The organism is Pseudomonas sp. Ost2, assembly GCF_018326065.1.
GTDB classification, from domain to species: Bacteria; Pseudomonadota; Gammaproteobacteria; order Pseudomonadales; family Pseudomonadaceae; genus Aquipseudomonas; species Aquipseudomonas gingeri.
The window spans coordinates 6,116,018-6,138,699 of sequence record NZ_AP021904.1 but is presented as its reverse complement, the minus strand read 5'-3'; the positions used below and the strand labels follow the sequence as shown (position 1 = coordinate 6,138,699).

The 22,682-nt window shown below is 62.4% G+C and carries 21 protein-coding genes; 17 read left to right on the top strand and 4 right to left on the bottom strand.

What is annotated here, in order from left to right:
- From cyoB to cyoE, 4 genes are read left to right on the top strand one after another with little or no spacing between them, the layout of a single operon-like run.
- Entirely contained in the window at positions 1 to 2,022 is a 2,022-nt protein-coding gene (cyoB, locus tag KI243_RS27120; RefSeq protein ID WP_042934320.1) for a cytochrome o ubiquinol oxidase subunit I, read from the top strand.
- Between the two features lie 3 nt (positions 2,023 to 2,025).
- A complete protein-coding gene (locus KI243_RS27115) occupies positions 2,026 to 2,652 on the top strand; it encodes a cytochrome o ubiquinol oxidase subunit III (protein ID WP_042934322.1) in 627 nt (208 codons plus the stop codon).
- On the top strand, positions 2,653 to 2,982 hold the full coding sequence (gene cyoD / locus KI243_RS27110; protein ID WP_017123635.1) for a cytochrome o ubiquinol oxidase subunit IV: 330 nt from the start codon (positions 2,653 to 2,655) through the stop codon (positions 2,980 to 2,982). It abuts the gene before it with no gap.
- A gap of 10 nt (positions 2,983 to 2,992) precedes the next feature.
- Positions 2,993 to 3,880: a heme o synthase gene (gene cyoE / locus KI243_RS27105; RefSeq protein WP_017123636.1), complete on the top strand. Its 888-nt coding sequence runs from the start codon at positions 2,993 to 2,995 to the stop codon at positions 3,878 to 3,880.
- Between the two features lie 58 nt (positions 3,881 to 3,938).
- Here the strand turns inward: cyoE and KI243_RS27100 are convergent, their stop codons facing one another.
- Positions 3,939 to 5,351 (bottom strand): PLP-dependent aminotransferase family protein, encoded by a 1,413-nt coding sequence (locus KI243_RS27100; protein ID WP_017123637.1) that lies wholly within the window; start codon positions 5,349 to 5,351, stop codon positions 3,939 to 3,941.
- Positions 5,352 to 5,476: 125 nt separating this feature from the next.
- Between KI243_RS27100 and KI243_RS27095 the strand changes: the two genes are divergently transcribed.
- From KI243_RS27095 to KI243_RS27045, 11 genes are all read left to right on the top strand, one after another.
- The gene (locus KI243_RS27095) at positions 5,477 to 6,577 is read left to right on the top strand and encodes a hypothetical protein (protein ID WP_177084171.1); all 1,101 of its coding nucleotides are present in this window, start codon (positions 5,477 to 5,479) and stop codon (positions 6,575 to 6,577) included.
- Between the two features lie 39 nt (positions 6,578 to 6,616).
- A complete protein-coding gene (locus tag KI243_RS27090) occupies positions 6,617 to 7,915 on the top strand; it encodes an ATP-grasp domain-containing protein (protein WP_177117746.1) in 1,299 nt (432 codons plus the stop codon).
- 62 nt (positions 7,916 to 7,977) lie between these two features.
- On the top strand, positions 7,978 to 8,475 hold the full coding sequence (locus tag KI243_RS27085) for a RidA family protein (protein ID WP_017123640.1): 498 nt from the start codon (positions 7,978 to 7,980) through the stop codon (positions 8,473 to 8,475).
- Between the two features lie 54 nt (positions 8,476 to 8,529).
- Complete coding sequence (locus KI243_RS27080; protein WP_177107010.1) at positions 8,530 to 9,015, top strand: cupin domain-containing protein; 486 nt, start codon at positions 8,530 to 8,532, stop codon at positions 9,013 to 9,015.
- A 404-nt stretch (positions 9,016 to 9,419) separates the two neighbouring features.
- A complete protein-coding gene (gene yfcF, locus KI243_RS27075; RefSeq protein WP_177084175.1) occupies positions 9,420 to 10,073 on the top strand; it encodes a glutathione transferase in 654 nt (217 codons plus the stop codon).
- 256 nt (positions 10,074 to 10,329) lie between these two features.
- Entirely contained in the window at positions 10,330 to 11,676 is a 1,347-nt protein-coding gene (locus KI243_RS27070; RefSeq protein ID WP_017123643.1) for a lysine 2,3-aminomutase, read from the top strand.
- A 29-nt stretch (positions 11,677 to 11,705) separates the two neighbouring features.
- Complete coding sequence (locus KI243_RS27065) at positions 11,706 to 12,770, top strand: Ldh family oxidoreductase (RefSeq protein ID WP_042934408.1); 1,065 nt, start codon at positions 11,706 to 11,708, stop codon at positions 12,768 to 12,770.
- Positions 12,767 to 13,648, top strand: coding sequence for a branched-chain amino acid aminotransferase (locus tag KI243_RS27060; RefSeq protein WP_212810100.1), 882 nt, complete (start codon positions 12,767 to 12,769; stop codon positions 13,646 to 13,648). Before KI243_RS27065 ends, KI243_RS27060 begins: the two co-directional genes overlap by 4 nt.
- A 21-nt stretch (positions 13,649 to 13,669) precedes the next feature.
- Positions 13,670 to 14,428: a TauD/TfdA family dioxygenase gene (locus tag KI243_RS27055; RefSeq protein WP_017123646.1), complete on the top strand. Its 759-nt coding sequence runs from the start codon at positions 13,670 to 13,672 to the stop codon at positions 14,426 to 14,428.
- Between the two features lie 75 nt (positions 14,429 to 14,503).
- Positions 14,504 to 15,472, top strand: a complete 969-nt coding sequence (locus tag KI243_RS27050) for a diiron oxygenase (RefSeq protein WP_017123647.1) — start codon at positions 14,504 to 14,506, stop codon at positions 15,470 to 15,472.
- Positions 15,473 to 15,485: 13 nt separating this feature from the next.
- A complete protein-coding gene (locus tag KI243_RS27045; RefSeq protein ID WP_017123648.1) occupies positions 15,486 to 16,307 on the top strand; it encodes an N-acyl homoserine lactonase family protein in 822 nt (273 codons plus the stop codon).
- A gap of 53 nt (positions 16,308 to 16,360) precedes the next feature.
- Here KI243_RS27045 and KI243_RS27040 read toward each other — a convergent pair whose 3' ends face one another.
- Positions 16,361 to 17,794: a PLP-dependent aminotransferase family protein gene (locus KI243_RS27040; protein WP_042934410.1), complete on the bottom strand. Its 1,434-nt coding sequence runs from the start codon at positions 17,792 to 17,794 to the stop codon at positions 16,361 to 16,363.
- A 738-nt stretch (positions 17,795 to 18,532) separates the two neighbouring features.
- Between KI243_RS27040 and KI243_RS27035 the strand changes: the two genes are divergently transcribed.
- A complete protein-coding gene (locus KI243_RS27035) occupies positions 18,533 to 20,158 on the top strand; it encodes a methyl-accepting chemotaxis protein (protein WP_212810099.1) in 1,626 nt (541 codons plus the stop codon).
- On the opposite strand, the gene KI243_RS27030 is transcribed toward KI243_RS27035, so the two are convergent.
- Positions 20,123 to 20,734, bottom strand: coding sequence for a DedA family protein (locus KI243_RS27030; RefSeq protein ID WP_017123651.1), 612 nt, complete (start codon positions 20,732 to 20,734; stop codon positions 20,123 to 20,125). The two genes, KI243_RS27035 and KI243_RS27030, sit on opposite strands and share 36 nt — an antisense overlap.
- Positions 20,735 to 20,855: 121 nt before the next feature.
- Positions 20,856 to 21,677, bottom strand: a complete 822-nt coding sequence (locus KI243_RS27025; RefSeq protein ID WP_177106374.1) for an AraC family transcriptional regulator — start codon at positions 21,675 to 21,677, stop codon at positions 20,856 to 20,858.
- A 160-nt stretch (positions 21,678 to 21,837) separates the two neighbouring features.
- Here KI243_RS27025 and KI243_RS27020 point away from each other — a divergent pair, with 160 nt between their 5' ends.
- Complete coding sequence (locus KI243_RS27020; RefSeq protein WP_177084193.1) at positions 21,838 to 22,662, top strand: alpha/beta hydrolase; 825 nt, start codon at positions 21,838 to 21,840, stop codon at positions 22,660 to 22,662.
- The last annotated feature ends 20 nt before the right edge of the window (positions 22,663 to 22,682 follow it).

The window sequence follows — 22,682 nt, the reverse complement described above, 5'->3', positions numbered from 1 at the left end:
ATGTTTGGTAAATTAAGTTGGGAAGCGGTCCCGTTCCACGAACCGATTGTCATGGTGACCCTTGCCATGATCGCGCTCGGTGGTCTGGCGTTGTTCGCGGCGATCACCTACTTCAAGAAGTGGACCTACCTGTGGACCGAGTGGCTGACTTCCGTCGACCACAAGAAAATCGGTGTCATGTACATCGTCGTGGCCATGGTCATGCTGCTGCGCGGCTTCTCCGACGCCATCATGATGCGTACCCAGCTGGCCATGGCCACCGAGGGTTCGCCTGGCTACCTGCCTCCCCATCACTATGACCAGATCTTCACCGCACACGGTGTGATCATGATCATCTTCATGGCAATGCCTTTCTTCACCGGCCTGATGAACATCGTCGTGCCGCTGCAGATCGGTGCGCGTGACGTTGCCTACCCGTTCCTGAACTCCCTGAGCTTCTGGCTGCTGGTATCCGGCGTGGTGCTGATCAACGTTTCCCTGGGTGTCGGCGAATTCGCCAAGACCGGTTGGGTTGCGTATCCGCCGCTGTCGGGACTGCAATACAGTCCGGGCGTGGGGGTCGACTACTATATCTGGGCGCTACAGCTATCAGGGTTGGGTACGACGCTGACCGGGGTGAACTTCCTGGCCACCGTGCTGAAAATGCGTACCCCTGGCATGAAGCTGATGGACATGCCGATCTTCACCTGGACCTGCACCTGGGCCAACGTGCTGATCGTTGCTTCGTTCCCGATCCTCACCGCCACACTCGCTTTGCTGACGCTTGACCGCTACATGGATTTCCACATTTTCACCAATGAACTGGGTGGAAATCCGATGATGTACGTCAACCTGTTCTGGGCCTGGGGTCACCCCGAGGTGTACATCCTGATCCTGCCGGCGTTCGGGGTTTTCTCCGAAGTCATCTCGACCTTCTCCGGCAAGAAACTGTTCGGCCACCACTCGATGATCTACGCCAGTGGCGCGATCTCGGTGCTGGGCTTCATGGTCTGGCTGCACCACTTCTTCACCATGGGCTCGGGTGCCAACGTCAACGCCTTCTTCGGCCTGGCGACCATGCTGATCTCGATCCCGACGGGGGTGAAGCTGTTCAACTGGCTGTTCACCATCTACCGCGGTCGCCTTCGCTTCACCAGCCAGGTCCTCTGGACCCTGGGCTTCATGGTGACCTTCGCCATCGGCGGCATGACCGGCGTACTGCTGGCCATCCCGGGTGCTGACTTCGTCCTGCACAACAGCCTGTTCGTGATCGCGCACTTCCACAACGTGATCATCGGCGGCGCGGTATTCGGCTACATCGCCGGCTTCAGCTTCTGGTTCCCGAAAGCGTTCGGCTTCAAGCTGCACGAAGGCTGGGGCAAGGCAGCGTTCTGGTTCTGGATCTCGGGCTTCTTCGTTGCGTTCATGCCGCTCTATGCACTGGGCTTCATGGGCATGACCCGTCGCCTGAACGCCAGCACCAACCCTGAGTGGGTACCGTACCTGTACGTCGCTCTGTTCGGTGCGGTCCTGATCGCCTTCGGTATCGCTTCGCAACTGATCCAGATCTACGTCAGCGTGCGTGATCGCAAGGAGAACCTGGACGTGACCGGCGACCCATGGAACGGCCATACCCTGGAATGGTCGACCTCTTCGCCACCACCGTTCTACAACTTCGCCGAACTGCCGAAAGCCGATGTGGTCGACGCATTCACCGAAGCCAAGGAAAACGGTACCGCGTACTCGGTTCCAAAGCGCTACCAGCCGATCCACATGCCGAACAACACCGCGACCGGCCTGGTCATGGGTGCTCTGCTGACCGTCTTCGGTTTCGCGATGATCTGGCACATCTGGTGGATGGCCATCTTCGGCCTGGCCGGTACCGTGATCTATTTCATCATCCATGCCGCCCGTGACGACCAGGGCTACATGGTGCCGGTAGAGACCATCGAACGCATCGAAGCCGAGCAGCACAAGGTGCTGGTAGAGGCCAAGGCGATTGCGGCCAATGCTCGTGTTGAAACCTCGTTGGAAAAGGCTTAAACCATGTCGAATGCAGTGACTCATGCTGGACACGCCCATGGTCATGACCATGGGCACGATGACCATCACCACGACTCGGGCGAGATGACCGTATTCGGTTTCTGGCTCTACCTGATGACCGACTGCATCCTTTTTGCGTCGATCTTCGCAGCGTACGCGGTACTGGTTAACAACGTAGCGGGTGGCCCGTCGGGCCACGACATCTTCGAACTGCCTTACGTGCTGGGCGAAACCGCCTGCCTGTTGCTCAGCTCGATCACCTACGGCTTCGCCATGCTGGCGTTGTTCAAGGGCAAGAAAAGCCAGGTACTGGGCTGGTTGGCGATCACCTTCCTGTTCGGCCTGGGCTTCATCGGCATGGAAATCAACGAATTCCACAAGCTGATCGAAGAAGGCTACGGTCCTAACCGCAGCGGCTTCCTGTCCGGGTTCTTCACCCTGGTCGGGACCCACGGTGTACACGTCACCAGCGGCCTGATCTGGATGGCCGTGATGATGTACCAGGTCTGGAAAAACGGCCTGACGCCGACCAACATCACTCGCCTGAGCTGCCTGAGCCTGTTCTGGCACTTCCTGGACGTCGTGTGGATCTGCGTATTCACCGTTGTTTACCTGATGGGGACTCTGTAAATGGCTAATGCACACCATTCCAGTGATGCCAACCACGGCAGCGTGAAGTCGTACATGATCGGCTTTGTCCTGTCGATCATCCTGACTGCCATCCCGTTCGGCCTGGTGATGTACCCGTCGCTGCCGAAGGCCGCGACCCTGTGGATCGTGTTGATCTTCGCCGTGATCCAGGTGCTGGTGCACCTGGTGTACTTCCTGCACCTGGACCGTTCCGCCGCGCAGCGCAACAACGTGGTTGCGTTTATCTTCGCGGCGCTGGTGATTGTCCTGCTGGTAGGTCTGTCACTGTGGATCATGTTCAGCATCCACGCCGTCATGATGGCGAAGTGAGGTAGACCCGATGTCGCTCAAGCACTTTATCCAAATCACCAAACCGGGGATCATTTTCGGTAACGTGCTTTCTGTGGCGGGTGGCTTCTTCCTGGCCTCCAAGGGGCATGTCGATCTGGCCATCTTCCTGGCGGCCATGATCGGCACCTCGCTGGTGGTGGCGTCCGGTTGCGTGTTCAACAACTGCATCGACCGCGACATCGACCTGAAGATGGAACGCACCAAGAACCGGGTGCTGGTCCAGGGGCTTATCTCCCTGAAACTGGCACTGGTCTACGCGACCGTCCTCGGCGTTGCCGGCGTGGCCTTGCTGTACCGCGTCGCCAACCCGTTGGCGGCGCTGTTCGCGGTGATCGGCTTCGTCATCTACGTCGGCTTCTACAGCCTGTACTTCAAGCGCAAGTCGGTTCACGGCACGCTGATCGGCAGTCTGTCGGGGGCGATGCCACCGGTGATCGGCTACGTGGCGGTGAGCAACAGCTTCGACATGGCGGCGCTGACGCTGCTGGTGATGTTCAGCCTGTGGCAGATGCCGCATTCCTACGCGATCGCGATCTTCCGCTTCAACGACTACCTGGCCGCATCGATTCCGGTGTTGCCGGTGAAGCGCGGGATCCTGGTGGCCAAGAAGCACATCCTGCTCTACATCCTGGCCTTCCTCGGCGCGACGTTGATGCTGACGTTCAGCGGTTATGCCGGCATGAGCTACCTCGCGGTGGCCGCGGCCATGGGCATGTACTGGTTGTACATGGCCTGGACCGGCTACAAGGCGGTGGATGACACGGTCTGGGCACGCAAGCTGTTCGTGTTCTCGATCTTCACCATTACCGCCCTGAGCGTGATGATGTCCCTGGACTTCAAGGTGCCGACCGAGTTGTTGCTGACTTACGCGCACTGAGTGACCCGCATGACGAAAAAAGCCCCGCCTTCGGAAGAAGCGCGGGGCTTTTTTTCGCCTAGCTGTCCAGCAGGCGCATGAACCGCTCCCGTACGCGCATGTCATCGCTATGGGCGACGTTGAAGCGCAGGAAGCTCACCGCGTCGTCGGCCGTGCTCAACAGGGTTCCCGGGGCCAGCACGATGTCATTCTCCAGGCCCTTGCGCGCCAGCGTCTCGGCGTTCATCCCGGCGGGCAGGCGGGTCCAGAGAAACAGCCCCTCTCCCGGACAGGATGACAACGCGCAGCCCGCTTCTGCCAGCCATTGCGCGACCCGGTCGTTCGACTCGTACAAACGGTCGACCAGCCGCCGCGCATGCTTGGTGTAGCTGCCGTCGCTGAGCATCCGGTAGGTCATCTGCTCGGCCAGCTCCGAAGTCACGCCGCCGCTCATCATCTTCAGGGCGATCATCCGCGCCGCCAGTTCCGGCGTCAGCACGGCATAACTGACCCGGCTGTTGGCGCTCAGGGTCTTGGTGAAACCCGAGACATAGCTGATGTTCTCCAGCCCGCCGGCCGCCGCCAGCCGGGGCGTGCGCTTCTGCTGGATATCGCAGTACAGGTCGTCTTCGACGATATGGAAGCCGTAGCGGTGGCTCAACTCCAGCAAGCGATACACCTGGGCCGGCGAGAACGAATGCCCGGTGGGGTTATGCAAGGTGGTGTTGGTCAGGTAGAGCACCGGCCGGTGGCTGTCGAGCAACTGTTCGAGCCGGGTGAAATCCACGCCATCGCAATCGCGGGCGATGCTGATCACCTTGGCGCCGTGGAGCAACAGGTTCGAACGCAGGTTGAAATAGCACGGATCGTCGAGCAGCACCGTATCGCCGGGCTTGATCAGCAGGCGCATGAGCATGTCGATGGCCTGCACGGTGTTGGCGGTGGTCACGATCTGCTCCACCGGGACCTCGATGCCGAAGGTCGCCAGTTTCACCCGCAGGGCCTGGCGCAACGGCAGATAGCCGGCGGGCACACCGGCCTCGCCCATGCGCAGGGTGGTGGAGCGCAGGGTGCCGCGGGCGGCCTTGAGCAGTTCTTCGCCGGGCAACCAGGAAGAGGGCAGGAAACCGCAGCCGGGCCGCAGGGCACCGTTGTCCAGCAGCAGGGCGCGACGCACCACGCTGAGGGTGTCCTGCGGCAGCAGATCGCGGCCGACACCGGCATGCGCCGCCGCGCTGAGGCGGGTGACATAGTGCCCCGAGCCCTGGCGCGAGGCGACCAGGCCCTTGGCCCGCAAACGGTCCAGGGCCTCGACCACGGTCGACTTGCCCACCCCCATCAGCTCCGACAGTTCACGGATCGGCGGCAGCTTGGCCCCGTGCTGCAGGCCACCCTGGCTGATGGCCGCGGTGAAGCGCTCGACGATCTGCTGTACCAGTGGCGCGCCGGGCTCGAACTCGATAGCGGCGATCACGGCTCTTTGCGCCTGCATTTTACTGGTCATCCGAGCAATAAAGTTCGGAGGATTCTAGTCCAACTTGCTCTGATCAAGAAGGACTTCGCTCACTAGTATCGACTTCATTGTCCTAGATGTCGTTCTGATCGAAGAGGTTCTCCATGAGTGTTGAAACAACTGCCGGTATCGCCAAGCCGGCCGTTAATGTCCGGCTGTTCGTCATCCGGATCATTACCGCCGTGTCGCTGTTCGCGGTCCTGGGCAAGGCCAACGTCTGGCTCGACACCGCCACCAACAGTATTCTCGCCCTGGGCTACCGCGCGTTGCTGCTGCTGCTGCCCCTGACGCTGCTGTTCCTCGGACGCCGCTCCCTCAGCGTCACGCTGCTGTGTGCCACGACCGGCCTGGTCCTGCTGGCCCTGACCAAGGACCAGGGCATCGTCATGTTCGGCGCGGCGCTGTTCGCCTACGGGATCGCCATCGCCGGTTACCTGATCAAGAGCGAGGCGGCGCAGACCAAGGAAGGCGCGGCCTACAACCGCGTGGCCATGAACATGGGCAGCCTGATCGCCGGCCTGATCCTGCTGTCGCCGCAACTGACCCCGACCCTGTTCTTCCTCGGCGCCGCCGGCTTTGTCCTGATGTGCCTGCCGGTCGCCATGGGCGCGACCCTGCAACTGCCGACCATTTCCTCGCCGTCGAAGGCCCAGGGCGGTTCCGGCTGGCTGGGCAAGCTGCCGTGGGTGATCGCCGGCATCATCATGGGCATCAAGCTGTTCGGGGTGTTCTCGATCCTGCCCCAGGCGATCCTGCGGGAAACCGGCGAGCTGCCGTCCTGGTACGGCCTGATGCTGATTCTCAACAGTGCCGTGGTGGTGTTCCTGCAAGTCCCGGTCATGCGCGTGATCGAAGTGACCGGCCGGTTCAAGGTGTTCACCGTGATCGGCATCATCTTCGCCGGATTCCTCGTCCTGTCCTCGCCGGCCGCCTTCCATGTGGAAACCCTGATCGGTGCGTTCATCTGGGTCACCCTGTTGTCCATCGCCGAATGCGCGTTCAGCTACCTCGACTACTTCTCCGTCAAGCAGAACAGCATGTTCGCCAAGGAAGTGTCCCTGGGCGTCGGTGCCGGTCTGACCGTGCTGCTCATGCGCGCGCTGCCCGACCCCTATAACGCCTATGTCCTGGCGCTGATCGGTGCCTTGGGGATCCTGGCCTGGTACTACCTCAATCGCAGACTCAACGCGCCGCTGCATGACTGAACCGTAGCAAGAGCCCGTAACAGGAAGGGGAGATCCGAAATGAGTGCAAAACCCTGTGTGATCGTGGTCGGCTACAACGGCAACCGCGTACGTGACATCGGCAAGCTGCGCGAGCTGTGCCGGTCGTTCTACCAGGCGACGCTGATCCTGCTGGTGGAAAAGGTCCAGCTGGAAGACTACGAGGTGGCGGACTACGTCTGGACCACCTCCTTGGCCATCGAAAACCTCGATGCGGCGCTGGACGCGGTGTCCAGTTGCCTGGCGGTCGATGAGTGGAATCTGCTCGGTGTCCTGCCGTTTTCCGACCGTGGGGTGTTGCTCGGTGCGGGTCTGGCGACGCGTCACGGTTTGCCGGGCATCACGCCCGAGCAGGCCCGGGCCGGCCTGGACAAGGAAATCTTCCGCCAGTTGGAGGCGGCGGCACCGACTTCCCCGGCGAGTTACCGACCCGTGTTTTCCTGCCGGGTCGCGGACCTCGACGAACTGCGCCAACGGGTCGCGGCACTCGGCGGCAAGGCCTTTATCAAGCCGGCCTGCGAAGGGGCCAGCCGGGGTTGCCGGGTGATCCACTCGCCCGCCGAGTGCGAGGAAGCCTGGGCGGCCCTGGAGCAGTACCGGGCGGGCGGAATCATCGTCGAAGAGCTGGTGCAGGAAGCCCGGGAATACAGCTGGGATTGTGTGGCGGGGCGTTCCTGGGTCACCGAGAAGACCACCACCGAAGGGGCTTATCGTGCCGAGATCCAGCAGGTGGTTCCCGCGCCATTGACGGGCGCGGCGCTGACCGCCATCGCCGCGGCTGGCGAGCACATGCGTCAGTTGGTCTCCGTGGACAATGGCGCCTATCACAACGAGGTTTTCTTCAGGCAGGACGGCACGACCTCGGCCGTGGAAACCAATATGCGCCCGGCGGGCATGCATATCTGGGACCTGGCCCGTAAAGCCTTTGCTGCCCTCGACGCATTCGACCCCTGGGAGAGTTGGGTGCGCTGGGCGGTCGAAGGACGCATGGCGCAGGCCGAGCCGGTCGCGCAAGGCTACTGCGGTATCCGCCTGGTGAGCGCGCCTGCCCACGGCACCCTGCAGCACCTTCCGGATATCCAGGCACTGGCCGCCAGCCTGGGGATCGAGGTGATCGAAGGCTGCTACAGCAAGGGCGTGGGTGACCGGGTTTCCTCCCTGGTGACCGACAACACCTCGTTCATCGGCCACGTCATTCTTTTCAATCCCGACTATCCGACGCTCAGCCGGCAGCTTCTGCAACTGACCCGGGCCATCGAGTCGGCGATCGTGGTGTCGCAGTCCGAACCGGTACGGCAACTCGAAGAGGCACTGCCGTGAACCGAGAACCCCCCTGGCCCGACGCCTCGATCCCGGTGCTTGCCCATCCACAGAAGGAAGTCATGTTGATGTCGTGTGATGAACGTTTTATCGCCATTGCCCAGGAACTGGGTTATGACATCTACGGTGAAAACACCGCCGGAGGTCATTACTCGCCGGTGATCCGCCTGCATGATCAGGTCTACGTCAGCGGCCTGGTGCCGATGATGAGCGGCCGCGTGGTCCTGCCCGGCCGCGTCGGCGCCAACCTGAGCCTGTCCGAGGGCCAGAAAGCCGCCCGCATCAGTGCCATGCGCGGGCTGGCGCTGATCCTTCAGACCATCGGTTCGCTGGATCGCATCAAGACCCTGGTGCGGGTGACGGTCTACGTCAAGTCGACGGAAGACTTCCCCGAACTCAGCGAAGTCGCCAATGGTGCCTCGGACGTTTTCCATCGGGTGCTGGGCGATGCCGGCCGGCATACCCGGACGACCATCGGCGTGTACCAATTGCCGAAGAATGCCGCCATCGAAGTCGATATCATTGCCGCGGTTAGCGAAGGGGCGTTGCGCCAGCTATAAATTCAATGTCTGTGCGGCGGGAACGATTCGCCGCACGAAAAAATGGAACGACACATGGATACCTTCAAGGGCAGCTTTTTCACCTATCAGGATTTCCGCGACAGCCTGCAAGGATCGTCACCTCGGCCCCAGGTCTGGAAGGGCACGGACCTGGCGAGCCTGCAACGCGACATGCAGCCCAGCGATACCGATATCGTCGCGCTGTCGAGCGAGTCGAGCATCGGCGGTTGCGAAATCCTGCCCGGCACCGTGATCTCGATGCAGTGGTTGAACCCGGGCACCACCCTCAATGGACACGCCCATACCTGGTGGCATCTGTTCATTATCCAGTCGGGCCGGGGCGAGCTGACCCTGGGCGATGCCGAGGCGGTCCCGGTCAGCAGCGGTGACGTGATCGTCGTGCCGGCGTGGAACAAGCACGGGTTTGTCAACGGCTCCGCGGACGAGCCGCTGGTGATGCTCAATATCAGCAACATGCCGCAGGTGGCGGCACTGTCGAATTTCGCCGATCAGAACGGGCGGATCGGCGTGGTGAAGTAACCCGTCGCGATTCCTCCCCGCCGCTGTTCCCGTCAGGGAGCCAACGTTCGTTGGCTCCCTGATTGCATTTGCGCGCCCGGCTTTTCTGCCCGGTACTCTGCCGCGCCCTCGCTACCCCTTGCCTTCGCTCCTTCCCCGGGTAATCGGCTGTCCGATCGTCCCGCTGCAGGCGTTTGTCCGTAGGCCATCTGTATCGATACAAACAGGCATTTTCTGTATCTATCGAAGGAGTCTCCAGTTATCTACGATCCTTATCCGTAGATAACACCTCTGAATCAATTTGAGTGATGGGCAAATCGGCGTATTACCGCGCGTTGTCCCGTTATCTATCTGTCAGGCAGTTTTTGCAGTCGAACAATTCGATTGAAACTATTCATGTATTTGAATCTGGAAGGGAGCGTCCTGTGGCTGATCAATCATTAACCCTGTATGTCGGTGCGGACTTTGTCAGTGCCTTTGCGTTGTCGGCATTTGTTGCCTTGAAAGAAAAGGAACTGCCGTTTGATATTGTCACCGTTGATCTCAAGCAACGGGACAATTACTTGCCGGCTTATCGCGATCTGTCGCTGACCTGCAAGGTGCCGACCCTGGTCCATGACGGTTTCGCCCTGACCGAGTCCTCGGCCATCGCCGAATACCTGGACGAGGCTTTTGCCCATGCCGGCCACAAGCAGGTTCTGCCCCGTGGGCTCAAGGAGCGCGCCCGGGCTCGTCAGTTGCAGGCCTGGCTGCGCAGCGACCTGCTGGTGATCCGCCAGGAACGCCCGGCCGACCTGATCTATTTCGGCAAGAAAGACCAGCCCCTGTCCGATGCGGCGAAGGCTGCCGTAGAGCGCCTGTATCGGGTCGCCAGCACCTTCCTCGGTGACAGTGGCGGGCACTTGTTCGGTGACTGGAGCATTGCCGACACGGACCTGGCAATCATGCTCAATCGCCTGCTGGCCAATGGCGACGAGATGCCCGAGCACCTGGCGGCCTATGTCCGTCGACAATGGGGCCGTGACAGCGTCCAGGCCTGGGTCAACCAGGAACGTGTGGCGCCGCTGCCAGCGAAGTGAGCACAGCCGCGATCGGTCCGTTGGGGACAATGATCGATTGACCGTGATGAATGATTGAAAAGATTCGAATAAGCACTGTATCGCTGTCAGTGGTTGATAACCGCTATTGAACAAGATCGAACTTGCCGCGTTGAACAAGCGTTAAAGGCAGCAGGCATCTGTTTGCCTGTAATTGCTGAATAGGCGGAGTTCGCAACGGTTCGATTAAAAGCGATATGCAAGGTGAACTCATAACAGAATCGTCAGGAGCGCTGTCATGCAGGGAATGTCCGAACCACAGAAATACAAGCCTTATAATTCACGCACTATTCGCGATACGGTGTATTGGCAGAAGTTGACCCCGGAGTTGCAGGAAGCAATGACGGTAGTGTCCAAGGTCATGCCGTTTCGTACCAATGATTATGTGCTCAGTACCTTGATCGACTGGAACAACATTCCGGACGATCCGATCTTCCGCATGACCTTCCCTCACCGCGACATGCTGCACCCGCATGAGTACGAGGCCCTGAAGGCGCTGATCGACGGCGATGACAGTGCGGCGGTCAAGCGCCAGGTCGAGCAGGTCTGGCAGCGGATGAACCCGCACCCGGCCGGCCAGTTGACCCACAACACCGTGACCCTGGATGGCAAGCCGCTGTCGGGTATCCAGCACAAGTACCGGGAGACCGTGCTGTTCTTTCCCGGCGCGGGCCAGACCTGTCATGCCTACTGCACCTTCTGCTTCCGCTGGGCCCAGTTCATCGGCGAGGAAGAACTCAAGTTCAACGCCCGTGAATCCCAGGAACTGGCGGCTTACCTGCGGGTACACACCGAAGTGACCGATGTGCTGATCACCGGCGGCGACCCGCTGATCATGAACACCCGTTCCCTGGCCGAGTACATCGAGCCCTTGCTGGCGCCGGACATGGCGCATATCAAGAGCATCCGCCTGGGGACCAAGTCGGTGGCGTACTGGCCGCAGCGCTTTGTCACGGACAAGGACGCCGATGCCCTGATCGACCTGTTCAGGCGTGTGGTGGCGACCGGCAAGAACCTCTCGGTGATGGGCCACTACAACCATCCGGTGGAGATCAAGCAGGACATGGCCCGTCAGGCGATCCAGCGGATCCGCTCGTCCGGGGCGACCTTGCGGATCCAGGCGCCGCTGATTCGCCACATCAACGAAGACCCGGCCGACTGGGCGGCGCTCTGGACCGAAGGCGTACGCCTCGGGGCCATCCCGTACTACTTCTTCGTCGAGCGCGATACCGGCCCCAGCCATTACTTCGCGATGCCGCTGCACCGTGCCTTCGAGATCTACCAGTCGGCCTATCGCACGGTCTCCGGGCTGGCGCGCACGGTACGCGGGCCGTCGATGAGTACTTTCTACGGCAAGGTGGTGATCAACGGCATCGAGACCGTCGCTGGCGAGAAAGTCTTCGTCCTGCAGTTTCTCCAGGCCCGCGATCCGCAGTGGGTATTGCGCACCTTCTACGCCAAGTTCGACCCGCAGGCGACCTGGTTCGACGAGTTGGTCCCGGCCTTTGGCGAGGAGTTTTTCTTCTTCCAGAACGAAAGCGTCGCGCCGCCGAAACTGATTCCGGTCGTGCTGGAAGCCGTTTGATCCCAACCTAATTCGATGGAATGAACACCATGCTCTATCTGAATCCGCACACCGCTCGCCAGGTCTGCGCGCAGGCGGTCAAACGCCGTGGCGTGTCGACCGAACACGCCCACTGGTTCGCCAACGCCCTGGTCGACACCTCGCTGATGGGCGTCGACACCCATGGTCTGCGCCTGCTGCCGCTGTACCTGCGGGAACTGGATGAAGGCCGCAGCCATGCGATGCCGGACATCAATGTGCAGCGCCGCAACGGCAACGTGATTATCCTCGACGCCGACCAGGCACTCGGCACCGTGGCCGGCATGTATGCGGCCAAGCTGGCGGTGCAGGAAGCCCGCAACAGTGGCATCGCCGCGGTCGGGGTCGGCAACTCCAACCACTTCGGCGCGGCCTCGGTGTATGGCCTGGAAATCGCCAACAGCGGCATGATCGGCATCGTCACCACCAGCGCCGCGGCGCGCATGGCGCCGTTCAAGGGCAAGCAGCCGATGTTCGGGACCAACCCGATCTGCTTCACCGCTCCGGCGGACGAACAACCCTTCGTGCTCGACATGGCGACCAGCCAGATCTCCTATTCCCAGGTCAAGCACTACCGCAAGCTCGGCCTGTCGCTGCCCCTGGGCTGGGCGCTGGACAAGGACGGCAACGACACCGCCGAACCGGATGAGGTGGTTTCGCTGTCCCCGCTGGGTGGCTACAAGGGGCAGGGCCTGGCCATGATGGTCCAGGTGCTCAGTTGCCTGCTGACCGGCATGCCGTTGGATCACCAGTTGGATCATCTGGACACCGGCTCCTTCAGCAAGGGCCGGCAGATCGGTCACTTCATGATTGCCCTGGATATTGCCGCCTTCACCGACCTGCGCAGCTTCCAGAGCAGTCTTGCCGGCCTGATGGAAACCATTCGCACCACCCCGGCCCAGGCCGGCGAGCGTATCAGCGTGGCCGGCGATCCCCAGGCCCATACCCGGCGCAATCGCCTGATTGCCGGTATCCCGGCGTCCGAAGAAGAGGCCGGTGTGCTGATGGCCGAAGCCCGGCTCTGTGGCCTGAATGTGGCCAGTGTCCTGATGAACACCGCGGAGGTGAGTGTATGAGCGGCCCGACAGCAGTCCCTTTCGATCAGCGCGACGGCTACATCTGGCTCGACGGCGAGTTCGTCGAGTGGAAGGAAGCGAAGATCCATGTCCTGACCCACGGGTTGCACTACGCCAGCACGGTCTACGAGGGCGAGCGGGTCTACGGTGGGAAGATCTTCCAGCTGCGGGCGCACTCCGAGCGCTTGTACCGCTCCGCGCAGTTGATGGACTTCTCCATTCCCTACGACCTGCAAACCCTGGAAGCCGCGAGCCATGCCCTGCTCGAACGCAACGGCGTGACCGATGGCTACCTGCGTCCGGTGGCCTGGCGCGGCAGCGAGATGATCTCGACCTCGGCGCGTTTCAACAGCGTGCACTTGGCGATCGCCTGCTGGCAATGGCCGAGCTACTTCGACCCGGCGGCCCGCATGGCCGGGATCAAGCTCAAGACCGCGGCCTGGCGGCGTCCGCCACCGAGCAGCAGCCCGTTCGAGGCCAAGGCCTCGGGGCAATACATGATCGCCACCCTGAGCAAGCACGATGCGGAAAACAGCGGTTATCACGATGCCCTGATGCTCGACTGGCGCGGCCATGTGGCCGAGGCCACCAGCGCGAATATTTTCTTCGTCAAGGGCCGGCAACTGCACACGCCGGTGCCGGATTGCTTTCTCAACGGCATCACTCGCCAGACCGTGATCAGTCTGGCCCGGGCGCTGGACTACGAGGTGATCGAGCGGACCTTGTTGCCCGATGACCTCGGCGATTTCGACGAGTGCTTCCTGACCGGCACGGCCGCCGAAATCACTCCGGTGCGCAGCATCGACGACCTCCAGTATGAGCCCGGCCAGGCCTGTCGTGACCTGATCGACGCCTACGCCGCGGCCGTCATCGCCTGACCAGACAAAAGGACTTTCGTCATGTTGGAAGAAACCGCTGTAAACGACCCTGCCGTGGTTGCGCGGCACGGCCTGAGCCACCACCATCGCGAACTGGCCGAACAGGGCTGGACCCTGTTGCAGCCGGGCGAACTCAGTACCGACCTGTATGAGACACTGGCGCCGTTCGGCCGGGTGATCCCGCAGTTCAACGGCCTGGATACCTTCGACGTCACCCTGAAGCCGGGCTTCGACGACCTGCCGTACTCCCAGAGCATGAACGGCATCGGTCCCCACACCGAGGCGCCGGTCTATGACCCGCCGCCGCGCTACCTGGTGCTGCACTGCCATCGCCAGGCGACCTGCGGTGGCGGGCATACGCAACTGGCCGACGGTCTGGCCTTCCTCAAGACCCTGCCGGCGGACCTGCGGGCGTGGATCGAGGACAATCCCGTCGCGTTCAACGCCACGGCCAAGCCCGGTGAAACCACCCGCCGCGTGCTGGAGGAGTACATCTTCAAGCCCGCGGCCGACGGCGACATCTTCCGCTTCAGCTACAACCAGTTCCACTACGGCGATGTGAATCCGTCCGTGGAGGACCTGGGTGCGCCCGAAGGCCGTAACAGCGGCACGCCCCTGGGGCGTATCGCGGCATTGGGCGAGCAGTTCTTCCTGGAGCACTGCACGCCGTTGCTGATCCCCGATGGCTGCGTGTTGATCTGGGACAACTGGCGCCTGATGCATGCCCGCAGCCAGTACCGCGACCCCCAGCGGCACCTGACCCGCTACTGGCTCGCCTGACGCCCGAATGCGTCCCGCGGCTTCCCCCTTTGCACCCGCGCACGGACTCCGTGCGCGTCCTACAGGTATCACGTCATGCAACAAGCCATTGTCATCGCCAAGGTCGACCACAAGCTGGTCGTGCAACTCAACAAGGCCTGGACCAAGCGGGCGACCGTCTGCGCCGGCGATAAATTCCCGCTGACCGACGAGTTCGACCCGAGCAAGCCGGATTATCCGATTGCCATGGTCCCATTCTTCCATCATCCGAAGTTCCAGGCGCTGAGCGAGGAACTGAAAAGTGCCGTGCTGACCTGGGGCTGGATCGGCTATAACCTGCGTACCGTCACCGCCGAGGAGTGCGTGGTCAATCCGGCCCTGAGCGTCATCGCCAACCAGTACCTGGGCAAGGACGACTGGCACTTTCGCGAAGCCATGCAGCAGACCCTGATCGACGAGCACTACCACACGCTCATGCACCTGCGGGCGATCCAGCGCAGCAAGGCCGACCGCAACCTCGAACAGGACCTCGACCTGCCGCCTTCCGTCACCTACCTGCGCCTGCAGGCGCTGTGCGCGCAACTGCCCCATGCCTGGCAACGGGACCTGGCCGCGATCACCTTTGCGGTGGTCGCCGAGATCAGCGTCAACGCCTACCTGGACATGCTCGCCGACGACCAGAGCATCCAGCCGCAGAACCGCCGGGTCGCCGAGCTGCACAACCGTGACGAATACGCCCACAGCAAGGTGCTCGCCGAGGTGGCGAAAGTGATGTACGAACATATGGACGCCGAGAAGCGCCGTTTCTTCGTACAGACCTTGCCCGAGGCGCTCAATGCCTTTGTCGCCCAGGACTATTCGATGTGGGAGGCGATCCTGACGCAGCTCGGCGTGGCCGATGTCGACGTGATCATCGGCGACACCCGCGAGGCCAGCCGTGGCAGCGCGATCATGCGTGACTATAGCGGCCTGTATCGACTGGCCGAGGACCTGGGCATCACCGCCGACATGGACTTCGACTTCAGTTCCACCGTCAAGGCGGCGCCTGCCGCGCAACCGGCCTGAGGAGAGCAGTCGCATGTCGAATCCATCGCTGTCCCCGGTCTATGAAGTCTTCGCCATCCGCGTCGGCGCCAACTCCCAGCGTACCGCGCGGGAGAACTTTCTCTACGACGCCTGCTGCGGTGATCCCAATGCGCCGATGCCGCTGGATTACTACTTCTGGGTGATCCGCAACGACCAGCACGTGGTGGTCGTGGACACCTGTTTCCAGCCGGCCACGGCCGATCGCCGCAATCGTGAGATGTACCGTTTGCCGGAGGAGTCGTTGCAGCAACTGGGTATCGATCCGGCCCGGGTCGAAACGCTGATCCTGACGCACCTGCACTGGGATCATGCCGGCAACCTGGGGTTGTTTCCCAAGGCCGTGATTCACCTGCAGGAGGAAGAGCTGCGTTTCTGCACCGGGCCGAAGATGACCCACCATACGATCAACAAGACCTACGAAGTGGACGATGTGATGTCGGCGATCCCGCCGCTGTTCGAAGGGCGCCTGCGCCTGCATCGCGGCACCGTGGAGATCGTGCCGGGCGTGACGATCCACGCGGTGGGTGGTCACACGCCGGGCAGCCAGGTGGTGCGCGTGCGGACCCAGCGTGGCTGGGTGGTACTGGCTTCCGACGCGGCGCACCTGTGGGCCAATATCCGTTTGCGCAGCCCGTTCCCGATTCTCGATGACATGGCCCAGACCCTCGAAGCCTTCGCGACCATCGACGGCCTGGTGGATGGCGAGGACCATGTCATTCCGGGACACGACCCGCTGATTGCCCAACGCTTCCCCCATTGGCAGAACGACCCGCACATCATCTGCCTGCACGAGCATCCGGTAGACCGGATGTAAGGGATGCCGGGAAGGTCTGCGGGTGACCGGGAGACCTCTCCGGCACACCGCGTTCAGCCTTGTCGCGCAATCAGGCGCCCCAGGGTGGCCACTGCATTTTCAATGCGCGGTGAATAAGGCGTTCCACAGCCGATGCGGATGAAGTGATCGAAGCTTCGCGAGTTGGAGAAGATCATTCCAGGCGATATGTAGATCCCTTGCTGCAACGCCTGGTGGAACAGCTCCAGGGACGAATGGCCCTGGGGCAACTCCACCCACAGCAGGGTGCCGCCCTTGGGGTTGGTGATCTGCGTGCCCGCCGGGAAGTATTGCGCGATCGCCGCGCTCATCTGTTTTCTCTGCATCGTCAACTGCCCGCGCAGCCTGCGCAGGTAACGCTCATAGGACGGTGTTTTCATAAAGGCATCCACCGCCAGCTGCGGCAACATTTCGCAGTTGCGCGACTGGGTGTGCTTGAGCATCTCGACCCGGTCGTGCCATTTGCCGGCGGCGATCCAGCCCAGGCGCAGGCCGGGAGCGAGCGTCTTGTTCAGGGACGCGCAATAGATCAGGTTGTCGTTGCGGTCCCAGCTTTTCAGGGCCGACAACGGCTGCTCGGTATCCGCCAGGTCGGAGTAGGTATCGTCCTCGATCAGCACCGTGTCGTAGTCCGAGCACAGTTGCACCAGCAACGCCTTGTGCGCATCGGGCATCACGCTGCCCAGGGGATTGTGCAGGTTGGGAATGACGATCAGCGCCTTGATCCGCTCCGAACCCTGGAGCAACTGTTCGAGGGCGAACAGGTTGATCCCGGTCTTGGCCGTGGTGGGCACTTCCAGTACCCGCAGGCTCAGGCTTTCGAGAATCTGCAGGAGTCCGTAGAACGTCGGTGACTCCACCGCGACGATATCCCCCGGCTGGGTCACGGCACGCAGGGCCAGGTTGATGGCTTCCGTGGCCCCGTTGGTGATGACGATCTTGTCGGCGGTGACGCTGATCTTCGAGCCCAGCGCCCGGCGGGCCAGCAAGTCGCGCAACGGGCGGGCGCCGCAGGCCGGGGACGGACTGCCGATCAATTGCGGGTCCTGGCGCAGGGCCTTGATCATATGGTCCTGGAGTACCTTGAGCGGGTAGATCTGCGCACCGCAGTAGGCACTGGCGAGGTTGACCTGGATCGAAGCCTGCTGGCTGGCCTTGACGACTGCCGAGACCTGCTCGTGGATACCGACATAGTGGCTGGTATCCAGGGGCAGCAGTGGTTCGCTGTCGGCGGCCAGCGCAATGGGCCTGGCGGGTTGGCGAATGAAGTTTCCGGAGCGGGGACGGGCTTCCAGGACACCGTAGTCTTCCAGCTGGCGACAGATCTGGACGGCGGTGGAGAGACTGATGGCGTGTTTTTCCATCATCAGGCGAATGGATGGGAAACGCTCACCGGTTTTCAGGGTTCCTGCCTGAATCGCGTTGAGGTAGTGATTGGCGAGTTGGCGGTAGAGAGGAGGCGAGTTCATATTGACCATCGAAATCGCATCACTGAAGTCATGACTGTAAGGCGAACGGCGTATTTGCAGGCGGACCCGTGATGCAGGAAGGTGGGGGGAGGTTCTTGGCACACAACCGTGGGGCATCACCTATCCATGGGGCTACCCTCCTGGTCAGGTACGCGGGGAGTTTCTGCGGGGCCGCGTGGCGTCGCAGTCTCCGGGGACTTTACAAGCTGGCAGGCCATCAGGCGTGATGGCCCGTCTCCGACCCGATGATCACCTGTTGTTGGGCCGAGCGGGGGATGGGCGTCAGCCGGTTGGCCGTGGCTTGTGCGCGGGCCGGTGGGGATATGGCGAAAGGCTTACAGACGGACACCGAGATCTCCTCTGTTGCGCCTTTGCCGCGGGGCTTAATCTTTACCCATCGCTGCTGCGCAAGGATGTGCACAGAGTCATGGAAGATTGGCCCAGGCCAGGACGGTCGACGACAGGATGTCGTAATGGTCAACAAAAAACCCGCTTCGGCGGGTTTTTTGTGGCCGATGGAAAAGCAATGTTTCACTTAATCCCCGCGCACCCTGGTCTCAAGAGCCTGGCCCCAAGATCGAGTTGGCCTTGCAGCACAATAGCTCATTGATGGCACACGGCCTTGTTTTTCCCGACAGCGTGTTCAAGTTGTCATACAACTTGCCGATAGCCTGCCAGTCGTCGGTGCCTGTGCCGACGCCGTTCCTCTTCGGATCCCTACAAGAAAAGGCTGCCGTCATGTTTCTTCGTCAATTGAATATCGCGCCCCGCGCAGCGCTCGGGTTTGCCCTGATTGCCTTGCTGGTGGCCTTGCTCGGGGTGTTCGCCCTGGAGAAGATGTCGAGTATCCGCGACAGCGAAGTGGCGGTTGAAACCCAATGGCTGCCGAGTATTCGAGGCGGTGACGAGATTCGCGAGATCATGCTGCGCATCCGCACCATCTCCCTGCGCATGGCCCTCGATCCGGATCCGAAGAACGTTGCCGTGTACCGCGGCCAGATGGACACGCGGGACAAGGAACTGAGCGACAAGATCAATGCCTACGACAAGCTGGTCACCACGCCGGAAGCCAAGGTGTTGTATGACCAGTTCAAGTCGACCTTCGCCGCTTACCGTTCCGGTATCGCCCAGTCGTTCACCCTGGCGGAACAGGGGCGACGGGATGAGTTGATCAAGCTGCTGCTGGTGGACATGAAAACCGTGGTCGATGGTTCGGGCAAGCAGCTCACCGACCTGGCAGACCTGTTCAGCAAGCAGGTTGCGGCCGAGAGCCTGAAATCCGAGGCGTATTACACGGGGTCGCGGATGATCGTCAGCCTGTTTATCGTGCTGGCGGCCCTGGCCACCGTGGTCCTGGCGATGCTGCTGACCCGCAGTATCGTCAAGCCGTTGGGCGAGGCCCTGAGCGCCGCGCAGAACGTGGCGCGTGGCGACCTGACCCAGACCATCGAAGCCCGTGGCAACGATGAAGTGAGCCGCCTGCTCGAAGCCCTGGCGACCATGCAACAGACCCTGCGCAACACCTTGCAGGGTATCAGCGGTTCCGCGGCGCAACTGGCGACGGCGGCAGACGAGTTGAACGCGGTGACCCTCGGCAGCACCCGCGATATGCAGCAACAGAACAACGAAATCGAGCAGGCGGCCACCGCCGTCACCGAAATGACTACCGCCGTGGAGGAGGTCGCGCGCAATGCCGTGTCCACTTCCGAGGCCACCCGTGAGTCCAGCGACTCGGCGCGGCTGGGCCAGGAGCGGGTCGGCGAAACGGTCGAGGCGATCAACGCCCTGGCCGGTGAAGTGGCGCATACCGGGGAGCTGGTGCAGTCACTGGCCGCCCGGTCCCAGGACATCGGCAAGGTGCTCGATGTGATCCGGGCGATTGCCGAACAGACCAACCTGCTGGCGCTCAACGCCGCCATCGAGGCAGCCCGTGCCGGCGAGAGCGGACGCGGCTTTGCCGTGGTGGCGGACGAAGTGCGTGCCCTGGCCCATCGCACCCAGCAATCGACCCAGGAAATCGAGCAGATGGTCCAGGGTATGCGCAACGGCTCGACCCAGGCCCTGGATTCGATGCAGGCCAGTTCCCGCCGCGCCGCCAGTACCCTGGTCCTGGCCGAACGGGCGGGCGACGCCTTGCAGACCATTACCAGCTCGGTGCACCAGATCCATGAGCGCAACCTGGTGATCGCCAGTGCCGCCGAGGAGCAGGCCCAGGTCGCCCGTGAAGTGGACCGCAACCTGGTGAATATCCGCGACCTGTCGCTGCGTTCGGCTACCGGCGCCGACCAGACCAGCGCCTCCAGCCACGAGCTGTCGCAGTTGGCCAATTCACTGCGGGGGATGGTGGGGCAGTTTCGCGTCTGACTGGCGGGCCTTGCGCTGGCTCCGCAGGTGCCGGATCAGCGCGATGCCCGCCATCAGCAGCACCACGCCGATGACGATGGGCAGGCGGTAGGGCTTGAGGTTGCCGAGCATCTGTTCCAGGAATTCGCCGGCCCAGTAGCCGCCGGAGGCGAAGAGGCTGGCCCAGACCACCGCGCCGAGCAGGTTGATCAGACTGAAGCGCAGCGGCGACAGGCCGCTGGCGCCGATCACCAGCGGGCCCACCAGGCGCATGCCATACAGGAAACGCACGGAAAACACCGAGGCCAGCGGATAGCGCGCGATCAGCCCGGTGACCCGGTCGATTGCCGCCTGCTGGCGATGCAGGTGCGGCAACAGGCGGGCGCCGAAATAACGCCCGGTCCAGAACAGCAACTGATCGCCGAGCATGCCGCCCAGGCTGGCCCAGAAGATCACCGGCATCAGCTGCAATACCTGTTGATGGGCCGCCATGCCACCGAGGATCAGGATGCTTTCACCCTCCAGCAGGCAACCGATGAAGATGGCCCAGTAGCCGTAGGTGGCGAGCAGGTAGGTGAAGTCGATGTGTTCGAACATGGGCGGCTGTTGATCCTTGTCGCGGTCGCTGGTTTGCCTTGCCGGGGGCGAGGCGCCTGTTGGGTCTGATCGACCCGGTGGGCGAAAGTGCCTGCCGGAATGCCCTGGCGGCGGTTTTTATTCAGGCTGACTGGCGTGCCAGCCATTCCCGCGGGCTTTCGCCGATCTTGCGACGAAACGCCCGGGCCAACGCCGACGGGCTTTCGTAACCGACCTCATCGGCGATCAGCGCAATCGGCCGGCCTTCGCGCAGGCGCTTCTGCGCCAGGCTCACGCGCCAGCTCAGGACATAGTCTGCCGGAGTCTGGCCGACCACCTTGTGAAAATGCGCGGCGAAACTGGCCCGCGACATGTTCGACTCCAGCGCCAGTTCGGCCACGGTCCAGGGCCGCTCGGGCCGGTTGTGCATCATGGTCATGGCCCGTGCCAGGCGCAGGTCGGCCAGACCCGACATCATCCCGGTGGTCATGCTGTGGTAGGCCATCATGTGACGCAGGAACTGGATCACCATCAGCTCGAACAGGCGGTTCATCACCGCTTCCCGGCCACAGTGCTCGGCGAAGGCCTCGTCGAACAGCCACTCCAGCGTGCCCTCGAGCATGGGCACCGCCGCGAGCGGCATCACGATGGTGTCGGACAAGGCCACGGACAAGGGATTGTCGATACCGCCGTCGAAACGCAGCGCGGCGCACACCAGTTCGGCGGCATCGGCCTCGCTGGCGATCAGGCGATGAGGCAGTGGACGGGGAATCAGGATCAGGCTGGGCTCTTCGATCCGCAGCACCTTGCCCCCGGCCTCCAGGTTGACGCGACCGCTCTTGAGCAGATGTACATGCCCGCGCGGCTGTGCGCCGTCGAGCTCGGCCTTGCCCCGCAGGAAGCCGCTGTGAAAGGTGTCGGCGGCGATGCCGAAGTGGGTGAGCAAGGTCGACAGGCGATCCATGGGGTCAATCTCTTTCAAGACAGGTTTAGACGATCTGTCGCATATCATCGACAAAAAGGCGCCATTCGTAAATCGGTTTTGCCCATCATGGCGCCACGTTCAGCGACCTGGACGCCGCCGCTTCCGGCGGATAATCCACTTCAAGCACGAGGAAACACCGATGCAAACGTCCCGTCTCTCTGCTGTCTCGAAACTGTTCGCCGCTGTTGCCATCGCTGCCGGCGCCCTGTCGCTGGGCTGGGCGGCTTCAGCCTCGGCTGCCACGGAACCCGGCAAGAAAGCCACCGTGGTCCTGGTGCACGGCGCCTTTGCCGAGTCGTCCAGCTGGAACGGGGTGATTGCCCGCCTGCAGGCCAAGGGGTATCCGGTCATCGCTGTCGCCAACCCGCTGCACAGTGTGAAGAGCGATTCGGACTACGTGGCCGATATCGTCGAACACACAGCGGGCCCGGTGATCCTGGTCGGCCATTCCTACGGTGGTTCGGTGATTTCCAACGCGGTCCATGGCCAGTCCAACGTCAAGGCCCTGGTCTATGTCGCGGCCTTCGCCCCGGAAAAAGGCGAGACCGCCGTCGAGCTCTCCGGTCGCTACCCGGGTGGTACCCTCGGCCCGACCCTGGCACCGCCGGTCCAACTGAAAAACGGCACCGTCGACCTGTTTATCCAGCAGGACAAATTCCCCGCCCAGTTTGCCGCTGACGTCCCGGCCAAAGAGGCCGCGCTGATGGCCGCGACCCAGCGTCCGATCGCCGAGGCGGCGCTGAAGGAGCCGTCGGGTGATCCGGCATGGAAAAACCTGCCGTCCTGGTTCATCTACGGTTCGGCGGACAAGAACATTCCCGAGGCTGCCCTGAAGTTCATGGCCGATCGTGCCGGCTCCAAGGAAACCGTGGATATCAAGGGCGCGTCCCATGTGGTGATGGTGTCCCATCCGGACAAGGTCGCGGCGATCATCGAGGATGCGGCCAAGGCCACTGCCCAGTAAGCGGCCGCGGGTGGCGAGCG